General features: G+C 47.1%; 14 protein-coding genes. 7 read left to right on the forward strand and 7 right to left on the reverse strand.

The genetic code is table 11. The features are described from left to right. Positions 1-20: 20 nt before the first annotated feature. Both hemL and nhaD read left to right on the forward strand, forming a co-directional pair. Positions 21-1,313, forward strand: coding sequence for a glutamate-1-semialdehyde 2,1-aminomutase (hemL, locus tag SHEWMR4_RS15165; RefSeq protein WP_011623643.1), 1,293 nt, complete (start codon positions 21-23; stop codon positions 1,311-1,313). An 818-nt stretch (positions 1,314-2,131) separates the two neighbouring features. Beyond that, positions 2,132-3,379, forward strand: coding sequence for a sodium:proton antiporter NhaD (gene nhaD, locus SHEWMR4_RS15175; protein ID WP_041408837.1), 1,248 nt, complete (start codon positions 2,132-2,134; stop codon positions 3,377-3,379). 62 nt (positions 3,380-3,441) lie between these two features. Here the strand turns inward: nhaD and SHEWMR4_RS15180 are convergent, their stop codons facing one another. Both SHEWMR4_RS15180 and SHEWMR4_RS15185 read right to left on the reverse strand, forming a co-directional pair. Further along, positions 3,442-4,575 (reverse strand): general secretion pathway protein GspB, encoded by a 1,134-nt coding sequence (locus SHEWMR4_RS15180; protein ID WP_011623645.1) that lies wholly within the window; start codon positions 4,573-4,575, stop codon positions 3,442-3,444. After that, entirely contained in the window at positions 4,575-6,263 is a 1,689-nt protein-coding gene (locus SHEWMR4_RS15185; protein WP_011623646.1) for an ExeA family protein, read from the reverse strand. Before SHEWMR4_RS15185 ends, SHEWMR4_RS15180 begins: the two co-directional genes overlap by 1 nt. 174 nt (positions 6,264-6,437) lie before the next feature. On the opposite strand from SHEWMR4_RS15185, the gene SHEWMR4_RS15190 reads away from it, so the two are divergent. Together SHEWMR4_RS15190 and SHEWMR4_RS15195 are read left to right on the forward strand one after the other, a co-directional pair. Next, positions 6,438-7,688 carry a multifunctional CCA addition/repair protein gene (locus SHEWMR4_RS15190; protein ID WP_011623647.1) on the forward strand — a complete coding sequence of 417 codons (1,251 nt, stop codon included), beginning with the start codon at positions 6,438-6,440 and terminating at the stop codon, positions 7,686-7,688. Positions 7,689-7,922: 234 nt separating this feature from the next. Beyond that, complete coding sequence (locus SHEWMR4_RS15195) at positions 7,923-8,189, forward strand: Lpp/OprI family alanine-zipper lipoprotein (RefSeq protein WP_011623648.1); 267 nt, start codon at positions 7,923-7,925, stop codon at positions 8,187-8,189. A gap of 623 nt (positions 8,190-8,812) precedes the next feature. Here SHEWMR4_RS15195 and SHEWMR4_RS15200 read toward each other — a convergent pair. From SHEWMR4_RS15200 to folB, 4 genes are all read right to left on the reverse strand, one after another. Further along, positions 8,813-9,652 carry a putative RNA methyltransferase gene (locus SHEWMR4_RS15200; protein WP_011623649.1) on the reverse strand — a complete coding sequence of 280 codons (840 nt, stop codon included), beginning with the start codon at positions 9,650-9,652 and terminating at the stop codon, positions 8,813-8,815. Between the two features lie 84 nt (positions 9,653-9,736). Further along, positions 9,737-10,537 (reverse strand): undecaprenyl-diphosphate phosphatase, encoded by an 801-nt coding sequence (locus SHEWMR4_RS15205; protein ID WP_011623650.1) that lies wholly within the window; start codon positions 10,535-10,537, stop codon positions 9,737-9,739. 18 nt (positions 10,538-10,555) lie between these two features. Beyond that, complete coding sequence (gene folK, locus SHEWMR4_RS15210) at positions 10,556-11,059, reverse strand: 2-amino-4-hydroxy-6-hydroxymethyldihydropteridine diphosphokinase (protein WP_041409112.1); 504 nt, start codon at positions 11,057-11,059, stop codon at positions 10,556-10,558. A 56-nt stretch (positions 11,060-11,115) separates the two neighbouring features. Next, positions 11,116-11,466, reverse strand: coding sequence for a dihydroneopterin aldolase (gene folB, locus SHEWMR4_RS15215; RefSeq protein WP_011623652.1), 351 nt, complete (start codon positions 11,464-11,466; stop codon positions 11,116-11,118). A gap of 238 nt (positions 11,467-11,704) precedes the next feature. On the opposite strand from folB, the gene plsY reads away from it, so the two are divergent. Continuing rightward, positions 11,705-12,316: a glycerol-3-phosphate 1-O-acyltransferase PlsY gene (gene plsY, locus SHEWMR4_RS15220; protein ID WP_011623653.1), complete on the forward strand. Its 612-nt coding sequence runs from the start codon at positions 11,705-11,707 to the stop codon at positions 12,314-12,316. A 175-nt stretch (positions 12,317-12,491) separates the two neighbouring features. Here plsY and tsaD read toward each other — a convergent pair whose 3' ends face one another. Beyond that, on the reverse strand, positions 12,492-13,508 hold the full coding sequence (gene tsaD, locus SHEWMR4_RS15225) for a tRNA (adenosine(37)-N6)-threonylcarbamoyltransferase complex transferase subunit TsaD (RefSeq protein WP_011623654.1): 1,017 nt from the start codon (positions 13,506-13,508) through the stop codon (positions 12,492-12,494). Between the two features lie 214 nt (positions 13,509-13,722). Here tsaD and rpsU point away from each other — a divergent pair, with 214 nt between their 5' ends. Together rpsU and SHEWMR4_RS15235 are read left to right on the forward strand one after the other, a co-directional pair. Then, positions 13,723-13,938 (forward strand): 30S ribosomal protein S21, encoded by a 216-nt coding sequence (gene rpsU / locus SHEWMR4_RS15230; RefSeq protein WP_006080725.1) that lies wholly within the window; start codon positions 13,723-13,725, stop codon positions 13,936-13,938. A 6-nt stretch (positions 13,939-13,944) separates the two neighbouring features. Next, positions 13,945-14,388, forward strand: coding sequence for a GatB/YqeY domain-containing protein (locus SHEWMR4_RS15235; protein ID WP_011623655.1), 444 nt, complete (start codon positions 13,945-13,947; stop codon positions 14,386-14,388). Positions 14,389-14,402: the final 14 nt, after the last annotated feature.

Genomic DNA, 14,402 nt, shown 5'->3' on the forward strand with positions numbered 1-14,402 from the left:
ACTTACTTTAAGGACTTAACATGACCCGTTCCGAAGCGCTATTTGAACAGGCTAAAAAAACCATCCCCGGCGGTGTTAACTCTCCGGTTCGTGCATTTAACGGTGTAGGTGGTTCGCCGCTGTTTATTGAAAAAGCCGATGGCGCTTATATTTACGATGCCGATGGTAAAGCTTATATCGACTATGTTGGCTCTTGGGGCCCGATGATCCTCGGCCACAACCATCCAAAGATCCGTGAAGCCGTATTAGCTGCGGTGCACAATGGTCTGTCTTTTGGCGCGCCAACCGAACTTGAAGTGCAAATGGCCGAGAAAGTCATCGCCATGGTGCCTTCAATTGAGCAAGTGCGTATGGTGAGCTCAGGCACTGAAGCCACCATGAGTGCAATCCGTTTAGCGCGCGGTTTTACCAATCGTGACAAGATCTTAAAGTTTGAAGGCTGCTACCATGGCCACGCAGACTGCCTATTAGTTAAGGCAGGTTCTGGTGCTCTAACTTTAGGTCAACCAAGCTCTCCTGGTATTCCTGAAGATTTCGCTAAGCACACCTTAACGGCTGTGTATAACGATCTCGATTCTGTTCGTACGCTGTTCGAGCAATATCCAATTGAGATTGCATGTATCATCATCGAGCCTGTGGCAGGCAACATGAACTGTATCCCACCTATCCCAGGCTTCCTCGAAGGTCTGCGCACTATGTGTGATGAGTTCGGTGCGCTGCTCATTATCGACGAAGTGATGACGGGTTTCCGTGTATCACGAAGCGGTGCGCAAGGCCACTATGGCGTTACACCAGACTTAACCACACTAGGTAAAGTCATCGGTGGCGGCATGCCTGTGGGTGCATTTGGCGGCCGTAAAGACGTGATGCAGTTTATCGCTCCAACAGGTCCTGTGTACCAAGCGGGTACCCTGTCAGGTAACCCAATTGCGATGTCAGCAGGTCTAGCGCAAATGGAAGCCCTGTGTGAAGAAGGTCTATACGAAGCGCTGAGCGCGAAAACCAAACGTATCGCCGAAGGCTTTAAAGCGGCGGCCGACAAACACGGCATCCCAATGGCCATCAACTATGTCGGTGGCATGTTCGGCTTCTTCTTTACCGAGCAAGAGCAGATCACGCGCTTCGACCAAGTGACTAAGTGCAATATTGAACACTTCCGTACTTTCTATCACGGCATGTTAGATGAAGGCGTTTACTTAGCGCCGAGTGCCTATGAAGCTGGCTTCCTGTCGATGGCCCATGGCGAAGAAGAACTGCGCCTCACGCTAGAAGCGGCGGATCGCGTATTAGCTCGTATGAAAGCGGCTATGTAAGCGATAGCTTAAAACACTAAGGGACGCATGAGCGTCCCTTTTTATTGCTTGGCGTTTGCGTTGGTTATTGCGTGAGCCTTGACCCCATCAATAGCTATCGGAACGTTTAGAACCTAAGGCTGATTTAAATACAACCGCCGCGACGAGGACCTGTAAGGTCAAAGTGATATGGTCAACCATCAGACTAGGATTATGTAATATTCCTAACGAAATCAGCTGCTTGCCACTATATGTTAACCACACTAAAGAGCCTAACAACAGGAGACTCCGGAGCACAAATGTCATTTTGCATTATCCTTAAGATACAACATCCAGTGTCTTAACTACTAAAGAGGCACAAGATACAGCTCACTTTCTGCCCAGTCAATATTTTGACCTGGTCATTTTTGTGACACAGCTAAAGGATCCCGCACTCAGCACCGTAAACAGCACAAAATCCGATCCTTTAGTTGAATGACTGCATTTTCGTTCAATATTTCCTTCATAAAGAAAAATTAATTGCGGGATCGGCAAAATAACTGCTTAGACTTTAATCGTAGATCTTACTTTACAGTCCTCCGGCAATCTCCACCAAACAAGATAATTAACTACTCATTAAAAATAAAATAGTGTTTAACGCTAAAAACCTATCGCTTTCACTGAGACCAATATCACAAAATGACGCAAATCCGAGTTACAGCTAACAGTTGCGTTATTCACCCCATTATGTTCTGATCCGCACGCATTAACACGGCAAGCTTAATTTAGCCTTGATAATGCCACTCAATAGCTCGCCTTTGGCTTGCCACGACATTAAAACAGCAGTTGGAATTGCAGTTATGTTATATACCTTTCTGATCATACTGGCGGTGCTCGCATTGCTCAGTATTATTTTCGAAGAAGTCACCCACCTTAATAAAGCAAAAACCACCTTATTCTTTGGCTGTATTTCCTGGGTAGCACTGTTTATGGCTGCCGGAGACGCCAACCATGAGAAACTGGTTGCCCATCAACTCAATGAAAACTTGCTCGAAATTGCCACCCTGTGGCTGTTTTTGATGTCGACAATGACCTTTGTGGCCTATCTAAACGCCAAAGGTATGATCCAAATTATGGTGCAGAAGCTGTTCCCGCAGAAGGTTTCTGTGCGTTTGTTGATGATCCAAGTGGCCTTATTCGCGCTTATCCTGTCGGCTTTCTGTGATAACGTCACCGCGACCTTAGTGTCTTTAGGCTTGTTAACGACCTTTAAGCTCGAAAAGCAAATGCGCCGCAGAATGGCTGTGTTGATTATTTTCGCCGTGAACTCTGGCGGTGTCGCCCTGATCACCGGTGACGTCACCACTTTAATGATCTTCTTAGGCGGCCACGTACACATCTCCGAACTGTTGATGCTGTTTATCCCATCTGCCGTGAGTGTGATTTTACTGGCGACGTTGTTCTCATTGAAGGCTGAAGGCGTGGTGTCCACCACCCCAATTAAACACAGCTATCAAACCGTGGATCTGCTCATTGCCTTAGTGTTCTTCTGCACGATTCTGATGACCATGCTGCTGAACATTCTGTTTGGTATTCCACCGGTACTGACCTTCTTAACCGGTCTGTCGATTATGTTCCTTATCGGCCACACGACCCGCAGTGATAAAGAAGAAATCAAGATCCTCGAATATATTCGCCAAGTCGAATACGACACCCTGTTGTTCTTCTTAGGGATTTTACTGCTGGTTGGTATGCTTAAAGAAATCGGCACCTTAGATATGCTGACCGAAGCTTACAGCCTGTTTAATCCAAACATCTCTAACTTCGTTACTGGTATGGGTTCTGCCCTTATCGATAACGTGCCATTGACGGCTGCGCTGCTTAAAGCAGAGCCAGTACTCAACACCCCAGAATGGTTAGGGTTAACCTACAGTGTGGGCGTGGGTGGTTCATTGTTAGTGATTGGTTCGGCTGCGGGTATCGTCGCCATGAGCAAAGTGAAAGAACTGACTTTCGTAAGCTATCTGAAATATGTGCCAGCCCTGTTCCTGTGCTATAGCATTGGTTACGCCCTGACCTTATTCCTGGCATACAATTTCTTTGCTTGACCTTTGATTTTAATCGATAAAAAAGGCGCCATTCGGCGCCTTTTTTGTTTGCTACAGCACAGTTAAATAGCAGGCACCCTAAACTGCGTACCTTGAATTTCGAGCACCACATCCCGTGGGCGAATCGCAATAATCTTTAACTTGCCTCCAATCTGGTCGCCTTCCTGTAACTCGGCGCCATCGACATTCAACCAACGCTGACTCGCATCCGTCGAATAAACGTGGGCAACAATATTAAATTCAGGTACTTGGAGTTGTAACCCTGCAGGCAGTTGCCCATATTTAGGAATATCGTCGTTTTCGACCTTAGGAATAGGATCAAGCTTGGGCTCAGTTACCGGCGTCTTAGCCGCCTTTACATATTCCACATCCTTGAGCGCATCCTGAAAATTCGCGACTAACTCATCCTCTTTGCGGCTCTGCGCCGTCTCTAAGCCCACATCGGCCGCAGCGGCATTGACTTGCTCACGCAGTGCCTCGAGTGTCGCTAAGCCCTGACGATTTGCATTAGCACCCAACATAATAGGCTCAGACTCACTCGTCTCCTGTGGCGCAATGTCTTCAACTGAGGGTTGCTGTGTTCGAGTCGTTTCATCTAAGGCGGCAGACGTCGCCAGATAGTCATCGTAGCTAGGATCCGCACTCGCAGAAGCGGATGCTGTGGTAGATAGAGCCGAACTCATGTTGGGATACTGATAAGACTGCACGTTTGCAGGCGCCTCATTTAATACCTGCTCCCTCGGCAATGCCACTTTGCCCGCTAACCTAAATCCAGAGGATTCTACTGTCATTTGCGTCGATAAATCATCTTGCAAGGAAGCGCTTGTAGCATTACCAGCAGACGCGTTGGTCCCTTCTGGCTTCGACTGCTGAAGCGTCGTTAATAGGGCTGAGCCTGTCTGTGATGCCTTTTCAGCGATAAGATTACTCGCATTCGCCTGGCTTGAATTACTGGAGCCTGCAGGCACCTCATATGCCTTCACAATTAACTGTGAATGTTGCTGTTGCCAATTCGCCACACCCCACGCCACACCCACCCCCAGCGCCACCGCGACGGCAAGCAAGGATAACTTAGCCACAGGAAACGCCGATTTACGCGCCGAAGGATAACTTGCCCTCGGCGTTAATACCGCATCGGGTAAGGGTGAAGTTTGTTGCTGCTTATTACGGGTTACCGCATCGAGTAAAATGGACATTAACTCTGCGCTCCATTATCGGTGAGGCGCGGTCCCTGATCGCTTAAATACAAATTCAGTCTCACTAAGGTTTGATTACCTGCAATACCATCGGCCTTTAAACCATGCTGGCTTTGGAAGGCTTTAAGATCGTTCTCTAATTTCAGATCAAATTGAGACACCCGGCGCGAAGGTCGGTTAGCCACATGGGCAAGGGCATTTTCAAGCCATTGTAATTGTCCAGGACTCGACTTATGGCTGATTTCCAGCATAGGCAAATTAGGTGCCTGCCAGAGAATTTCAAAGGTGCCGCTAAAGTGTTGATTGAACCAGGCTCTATCGACCCAAAGCTGCTGCTCGCCCAACTGCATTAATAGCTGCTCACCATCGACAGCAATCACAGCGCCATAAAAATCTTGTTGGTTGTCATCCACTAAATACACAACCGCGGGATAATTGAGCCTTGTGAGCGACATCCAATTGCCCTGCTGTTGATAGCATGAAAGCCCCTGCTCCAGCGCCGACTGGCACGCGGTTAGGCCTTTAAAGGGGACCTTACCCCACACATTAAAGAGGCCTGCAAAGGCGGTATCGATACTGCGACTTTGTTTGATGGCCTCCTGCAACACCCGCACACTCGGATCCGGCGCCGCAAGCGTTTGCGGCTCGCTAGCCACTGGCGCACTCTGGGTCGCTGCCTGTGTTTGCTCCGGCTGAATACTATTAGCTTGAGTCGCTGCTTGAGTTGCAGCTGGTGTCGTTTGGCTCGCTTGTGTCACAGGCGAATTGACCACATTGGCAACCGCTGGACTTTCGGTAAATAACCAATAAGACACGCCGAAAGCCACAACTAATGCCGCCGCAATAGCACTCGGCCACAAGAGTTTATTTTGCTGTGGTTCTTCTTCGCCTAATACTTCAGCCGCCGCTTGTCTCACCATATGGTGATCGATTGGCACCTTAGATTGTGCGTAACCCGCCATCAGCGCACGCTCACACAACAAGTTAATTAACCGCGGAATACCGCCACTGTATTTGTGCAGCACTTTAATTGCTTTACGGGTAAAAAGCGGTTCGAAACGACCCGCCACCTGTAAACGGTGCAACACATAGAGTGCGATTTCATCTTCATTAAGAGGTAATAGATGATAGCGGGCAGTAATACGCTGAGCTAACTGTCTAAGCTCTTGACGTTTAAGTAGCAATTGCAGCTCTGGCTGACCAATTAAGATCACCTGCAGCAGTTTTTTGGTGTCGGTCTCGAGATTGGTGAGCAGCCTTAATTGCTCTAATACTTCGGCACGCAGATGCTGCGCCTCATCGATAATGAGTACGGTATTGCGGCCTTTCTCATGATTGGCCAGCAAAAAACGGCTCAGATGATCGGTTAACTGTTTAAGGGTTGGGTTTTCACCATAGCTAATCTTCAATTCATCACAGAGTGTGGCGAGGAGTTCCAACTCAGTCAGCGAAGGATTTAAAATAAATGCCGTGTCGGTATGGTCGGGCAATTGCCCAAGTAAACAACGAGATACTGTCGTTTTACCCGTACCAACCTCCCCCGTCAATAACACAAATCCCCCAGTCTCACCTAGTCCATAGGTCAAATGAGCTAAGGCTTCTCTGTGTCTGTCACTCAAGAATAAATAATGAGGATTGGGTGCAATCGAAAAAGGGTTATCACTGAGTCCATAAAAGGCCTTGTACATACCACCAATCATCCTAAGCTAAAAATAACGCCCCACGTTAAAACGTCCCAATGATATTGTCAAAACATCCGCAACATGGATGTGACATCCCAATAAATATCTGCATCCAAATTCGACTCGCCATCGCCTCATCATGTTAAGCTAGCTTTATGACACACTAGCTAAAATATTCCTGTGAAAATTTATTTAGTGGGCGGAGCTGTACGAGACAGTCTGCTCAATCTCCCAATAAAAGATAAAGATTTTATGGTTGTTGGCGCCACTCCGGAGCAAATGCTGCAATTAGGCTATCGCCAGGTGGGTAAAGACTTCCCAGTCTTTTTGCACCCTAAAACCCAACAAGAATATGCTTTAGCGCGAACGGAGCGCAAAGTCGGCCTAGGCTATGGCGGTTTTAGCTGTTATGCCAGTCCGGAGGTCACCCTAGAGCAAGACCTACTGAGACGTGATTTAACCATTAATGCCATAGCTCAAGATGAGGCGGGTAATTTACACGATCCTTTTCATGGTATCGCGGACATAGAGGCACGACAGCTGCGGCATGTTTCGGCAGCCTTTTCAGAAGATCCACTGAGAGTATTACGGGTTGCCCGTTTTGCCGCACGTTTTCATGGATTAGGTTTCGAGATTGCCCCAGAAACCATGGCGTTAATGCAGCACATGAGTCAAACCGAAGAGTTAACCGCACTCACGCCTGAACGCGTCTGGCAAGAAGTCGATAAGAGTCTTGGCGGTCCTCACCCAGAAGTCTTCTTCGAAGTGCTACGCCAATGTGGCGCCTTGAAAGTCCTCTTTCCCGAGATTGATGCGCTGTTTGGCGTCCCTCAGCCTGAAAAATGGCACCCAGAAATAGATACGGGTTTGCACACTATGATGGTATTAGCCCAGTCCTCATCCATGACAGAGGAAAAAGCCGTGCGCTTCGCCGCCTTAGTGCACGATCTAGGTAAAGCATTAAGCCCCAAAGAACACTGGCCTAAACACCATGGCCATGGGCAAAAAGGACTGCCAGTGATTAAAAGCCTGTGTGAACGGCTGCGCGTGCCCAATGAGTATCGGGATCTAGCGCTTTTGGTAAGCGATCAACATCAGAATGTGCACCAAGCTTTTGAGTTAAGGAGCGAAACCATCATTAAACTGTTCGATAAAGCCGATTTTTGGCGTAAACCCGAACGACTAAAGCAACTTCTATTAGCCTGTATCGCCGATATGCGTGGTCGAACGGGATTCGAACATCAACCTTACCCACAGAGCGACTACCTCAATGCGTGTTTTTTAGCCGCCAATAATGTTGATGTAAAGGCAATCATTGCTGCAGGTTTTCAAGGTGCCCAGATAAAAGAGGTAGTCAATTCGAAGCGAATTGAAATGGTCGCTCAGGTAAAACAACATTGGCCAGGAGCACAGGCTAAAGAGACGCCATAAATTTGTAATAATTTTGTAAATACGACCACACTTTCTGGTAAATACTGTGCCGTTTTTCGATGAAAAAGGCCGATATAACCGAGAAAAAACGCTTTTAAAAAAAATTTATATGTCTATAGTGGTTAAACGCATTAATATTCGTAGCAAATTAAAATAGCTATGTCATAATTAGGCAGTTTCGATTCCAAAGTGACGAAACATTCAAATCCAACCTATTTTAAGGGATTTTTTACAATGAACAAAAAAGTACTGATGATTGCTGGTTTAGCAATGACTGCCCTACTAGGTGGTTGTGCAAACACTACTGCTCTGGAAGAAAGCGTTGCAACTCTGGGCAACAAAGTTGATCAATTATCAGCTGATGTTAGCTCTCTGAAATCAGAGCAAAGCAAACTGTCTGCAGACGTTAAAGATGCTAAAGCAGCAGCTATGGACGCACAAGCAGAAGCTAAGCGCGCTAACGACCGTCTAGACAACGTTGCTTCTCGTTACAAGAAGTAATGATAAGTAATTAACCTGCAATTCAGCGGGTTAGGATAAAAGGCTTGTGAGAGATGAAAGCGAATAGCACATCTATCCAGGCCTTTTTTTATGGCTCGAGTTTACCCTTGTGCCAGAATTCTCCTTATAAGTAACACTAAACTCAACCCCAAACTTTCTTGGTTCATTTTCCCTTTACACTTCCCTGCACTTTAAAACTCACTCGCCTTAACGACAATCTAAGTTCGAAGCTGAAGCCGTCCACTGATTTGTTTTAAGCGGATTTGATTTTTAATCTCATCCATAAACTGAGTTTTTAAGTTTTCTTAATCCTCGCGAATACTTTTACTTAAAACTTTATTTTTGCCCCAATGCTATCGCTGACATTTTAAAGAAACTGCAACGCGACAAACTGAGGCTATTAGGGAAACAAAGGCAATAACGTGGTAATAATTGTGATAGACAAAAGCGTAATAAAGATAAAGTTTAAGCCACGCGGTTTTGCATTTACATTAAAACAACATAAAAAGCTCGATTAGTATCATATACTTGCGCAAATGGCCCTGTTCAAACATCAATAAACGCATTCCATAAGCCAATGAATAGATTAAAAAACATCCTATCGGATTTTGTATTTTAGGCTGTTAAGACCCAATTAAAGACTTTTGCGCCAAGACTAAAACAAAGTCAATTTCGAGAGCATCGAACGTTCGCGTCCGAATTAGCCGTTTGACCTGCTCAGAGGCACGCCACGCATAGGGTGTCATATCGAGTAAGACCAAAGCTTGTTCGCCCGTTACCGACAAGCTGAATTGCAATCGGTGTTGGTCTTTGACTATTAATGCTGAAGGTAAATTTATTTGAACAGTTTTTTCAGTCAGTTCCGGATAAATACACTCCCTTATTTGCCACAAATGACGAGCGCCGGGGATCACCTGTAAGATGAATCCCTGCTCCTTGAGCACTCGCACACATTCTTTCCCCTTCATCGGCTTATCGATCACTGTGATCACATCGATACAATTATCGGCAAAAGGCAGCACTTTTGAGGTGCTTAAGCACAGTGTTGCAGGGGTTTGCGCTTTGGCCGCAGCAAAAATAGTATTTTCTGCGTCCGCTACGCCACTGTACTGGACGTTTAATCCATTTGTAAGCCTAGGTAGCACCGAAGCTAAAGCGCGCAAGTAGAAGCCCTCAGCGCACTCGTAATCCAACAGGCAATCATCTGCCTTGAGATGAGTAGCAATCATCGCGCCCATTTTTTCGATCAAAGGTGCAAAAATCCCTGACTCAAGCAGGAATCGCTTCGCCCTTACTTGTTGGCGAGAGTCGCCAGTCGGCTTTTGCCGTGCCGGTTTAGTAAAAATCCAATATCCCGCCTCGTTTTTATCAAAATGATGCTTATTCGCACAGTAAAAACCTTGGGATGCCTGATGCTGCATCAGTGCCGAACCACAGGTAGGACATTGAAATTGAAGGTCCATAACTTACTCCGTTAACGAAAATCCGCGCCTAAAAACACAAAAATCGGGTACTAGACCCGATTTTTTAGCCATGGCGCCTCTGTATTATAGGAAGATAAATCCACATAACACAGCACCGAGGATGAGGCGGTAAATCACAAATGGCGTCATACCCATACGGCTGATGATTTTTAAGAAATAGTGAATACAAAGATAAGCGGCTACAAATGAAATCACAGTACCGAGTGTCAGTGCTTGAAAATCAATGGGCAGTGGGCTCTCAGCTAAATCTTTACCCACTAAAATGGCAGCGCCTAAGCTAACGGGCACAGACATAAGGAAGGAGAAACGCGCAGCCGCATCGCGGCTAAGGCCTAACATGAGCGCGGCGGTCATGGTTGCGCCCGAGCGAGAAGTACCAGGAATTAATGCCAGCGCCTGCGCAAAACCGATTAACAACGCCTTGCGCCACCCAGTTTGATACACAGTTAAATCACGGCGCGACATCTTATCTGCCCACCAGAGCAATAAACCAAAGACGATAGTGGTCACGGCAATCACGCCTGCACTGCGCAAATGGGTTTCGATAAAGTCTTTGGCGATAAAACCAAAAAAGACTGCGGGTAAAGTGGCAAGAATGATCCACCACGCCAACTTACTGTCATCGGAATGTTGACCTTTCACCATGCTGGCAATCCAGGCCTTGAACATGGCCCAGAGTTCATTGCGAAAATAAATCACTACGGCGAATAATGACCCAGTGTTCACGGCGACGTCGAAGGACAAGCCTTGGTCTTCCCAGCCTAGAAGCTGTGCGGGTAGGATAAGGTGCGCCGAACTAGAAATGGGGAGGAACTCTGTTAACCCTTGAATTAAAGCTAAAATAATTACCTGAAACGTATCCATGACAATCCTATCAATCAATTAAAAAGTGAGCCCATGAGGCCATTCAAAGGCTACAGGCCACAGCTTTTGCGATGCTTTATCATATTCATCCCACATTGCGGCATAGGTTTTCTGCTGCAATGGGTGAACCAAATTGGGGGCGATTTCCGCTAAAGGCCAAAGCACAAAAGCATTAGTAACAATTTCGGCGCGGGGCAGTACCACAGGGGTCTGACAAACGACATCATCGTAAAGCAATAGGTCAATATCTAAGGTTCTTGGACTAAACTTTTTGGCCCCCACCAACCGGCCGTGATTTTGCTCGATTTGCTTAAACTGCGCAACTACCTCAGCAATATTCAGGCTCGTTTGTGCACAGGCCACCATATTTAAAAAGTTAGTACCATCAAACCCTACGGCTTCACTCTCATACATAGAGGAAAGCTGCAGTGGACCAAAGTGCTCCCGTAATGACAGCAAGCCCGCCTTCAGATAGCGAGAAGGTTCTATATTACTGCCTAAACTAATGTATATACGTGCCATATCCATGTCCGAACCGTCAGTCTAGCGAAGCTAAAACGCGAATCTACAGATTCAAATTAACGCGAGCGCTCAATCTCGACCCCAACAGCAGAGGCTGAAGGCACTGCTCCGGGTTTCATCACCACCACTTTGACCCAACTCACCTTAAACTCACTGAGTAAGCACTCGGCGACCCGCTCGGCAACGGTTTCGATTAACTCGATAGGCTTTTCGGTGACAAGTTGAGTCAGGCGATTAGATACCGTCTCATAGCAGAGGGCGTATTGATAGTCGTCGGTTGCCGCGGCGGCCTTATTATCCCAAGCCATGTCGAGATCCAAAAACAGGCTTTGCTGGATTTTCTTTTCCCATTCATAGACGCCAATCACAGTATCAATACGTAATTGTCGAATAAGCACTTTATCCATACTAATTCCTACTCACTCATGCCAATGAGGTCTGATAAGCTAAACGCGATAGAGTCTGTATAATCCGCCGTTCAATGGAACGACTAATTTACTTTCTACTCGGAGCAATCCGAAGTAGGATAACGCCCAAATGGATTTGTTCGTTCAGAAACTATCGCCATCGCTTATGACTGAATGCTTGCCAAGTGGCTGTTAAATTGTGGCGCGATAATACCTTAAGACGTGTAAGGAAACCAATGTGAGTCAATTAACACTGACACTTTTGATGATTGTGGCCGCCTATTTAGCCGGTTCTGTCTCAAGTGCTGTGCTAGTGTGTAGGATGAGAGGCCTACCCGACCCCAGATCACAGGGTTCTGGCAACCCCGGAGCCACCAATGTGCTGCGCATCGGCGGTGCAAGCTCGGCTGCCATGGTGTTATTTTTCGATATGCTTAAGGGCGCCTTGCCCACTTATCTTGCCTATTTAATGGGAATTGACGCCATATCCCTCGGTCTGATCGCAATCGCCGCCTGTCTTGGCCATATCTATCCGATATTTTTTGGTTTTAAAGGGGGCAAAGGTGTGGCGACCGCTTTTGGTGCCATGGCGCCGATTGGCGATGACTTGGCCATTTGCTTGATGGCTTCTTGGGTCGTCTTAGTCCTGATCAGCCGCTACTCTTCCCTCGCCGCGATTATCACTGCCCTGCTGGCGCCACTTTATACTTGGTGGCTGGACGACAGATTTACCATTCCCGTCGCCATGCTCTCGACGCTGATTATCATCCGCCATAAAGAAAATATTCAACGGCTGCTGAAAGGTGAAGAGTCTAAAGTGTCACGTAAAAAGCGTCCTAAAACACCTTAGGCAAGCAACACCTTGGTCGCGCAACATCGTAGTGATTCAACACAATTGCAACGCCGAGAAATGGCTTAATAACTCATTCGAAAAACCAATATTTGAGTGACTAATCCAAGAAAACAATAAAAAAAACAGCGCATCATGCGCTGTTTTTTATTGTTCTTATTTGGCTAGCGATAACTCACGCAACTGGCGGTAAGGTATCGAGCGGCCATCTCGGTTGACCTTTGACCGCTAAGTCTTCCTGCTGCCCCGCCTTTAAACGCTGCAGGCCAGCGAAAGCAATCATGGCGCCGTTGTCAGTACAAAACTCGCCGCGAGGATAATAAACTCGGCCACCGATAGAGGTCATCATCTCGGCCAAGGTTTCCCGTAAGCGTGTGTTGGCGCTCACGCCACCCGCGATCACTAAACGGTTATAGCCCGTTTGTTTTAACGCGCGGCGACATTTTATCGCGAGGGTATCCACAACCGCTTCTTCAAAGGCTCGGGCGATGTTGGCGCGGGTTTGCTCATCATCTGGCTCGGCGGCAATGGTATTGGCGGTAAAGGTTTTCAGGCCTGAGAAGCTAAAATCGAGCCCGGGTCTATCGGTCATTGGCCGCGGAAATTGATAACCTGCAGGCTCACCTTTGGCGGCCAGTTTCGCAAGCCGTGGACCGCCGGGGTAATCCAGCCCCATTAGCTTAGCGGTTTTGTCGAAGGCTTCACCGGCGGCATCATCCACCGACTCACCTAAAACTTCATAAAGGCCGATGCCATCAACCTTTACTAACATAGAGTGGCCACCTGATACTAATAGTGCAACAAAGGGAAACTCAGGCGCATCGTCTTCCAGCATTGGCGCCAGCAGATGCCCTTCCATATGATGCACACCGATGGCGGGCTTGTTCCAAGCAAAGGCAAGTGAGCGGCCAACACAAGCGCCCACTAATAAAGCACCGATAAGGCCAGGGCCTTTGGTGTAGGCAATGCCATCTAAATCGGCAATCTCGGTATTGGCGTTTTTCAACGCTTGGCGGATCAGCGGGACAATTTTGCGCACATGGTCGCGGGAAGCCAGTTCAGGCACTACCCCACCATAATCCGCATGCAACTTAACCTGACTATATAAAGCATGGGAGAGTAACCCCAGCTTATCGTCATAGACGGCAATACCTGTCTCGTCACAAGATGTCTCAATACCTAGAACCCGCATGGTGCCTCATATTCAAATTACCAAAGGGCGCTAATTCTACCTGTATGATGACAATTACTCCAGTCGCCGATCATCATATACCCATGGCCAACCCCGACTCAAAGGATTAGGGCTTTACAAGCCTAGTTGTCTCGGTATAAAATTCCGCACCATTTTAAATACACTTGGTTCAAGCAATTGAACCACACAACCTACACCTAAGGGGTGATGGCGTATGCCAATTATTAAAGTACGTGAAAACGAACCATTCGACGTAGCTCTGCGTCGTTTCAAGCGCTCTTGTGAAAAAGCTGGTATTTTAGCCGACGTGCGTGCTCGTGAATTCTACGAGAAGCCAACTACTGCACGTAAGCGCGCAAAAGCAGCTGCAGTTAAACGTTTAGCTAAAAAGCTTTCTCGCGAAAACGCACGTCGCGTACGTTTATACTAATCTCTTATGAGCCTAATTGATCAGCTAAAAGACCATATGAAACAGGCCATGATCGCCAAAGAGAAGGCGAGATTGGGCACTATTCGTATGGCACTTGCAGCCATTAAACAGATTGAAGTGGATACCCGCGAAACTCTGAATGATGAGCAGGTTATAGCTGTCTTAACCAAAATGGTGAAACAACGTCGCGATTCGATTGCTCAATATGAAGCAGCGGGTCGTAACGAGTTGGCCGCAGCAGAAGCAGAAGAGATTCAAGTCATTGAAACTTTCCTGCCAACTCCCCTCTCTGAGGCGGAAATTGCCGCGTTCATCGATGCCGCTATTGCTGAAATAGGCGCATCCTCCATGGCGGATATGGGCAAAGTAATGGGAGCATTAAAACCTAAAGTTCAAGGACGTGCAGACATGGGCGCTATCGGCGCTATGATCCGTGCAAAATTGCAATAATTAGCGTTTCAATG

It is taken from the genome of Shewanella sp. MR-4, from assembly GCF_000014685.1.
Taxonomy (GTDB): domain Bacteria; phylum Pseudomonadota; class Gammaproteobacteria; order Enterobacterales; family Shewanellaceae; genus Shewanella.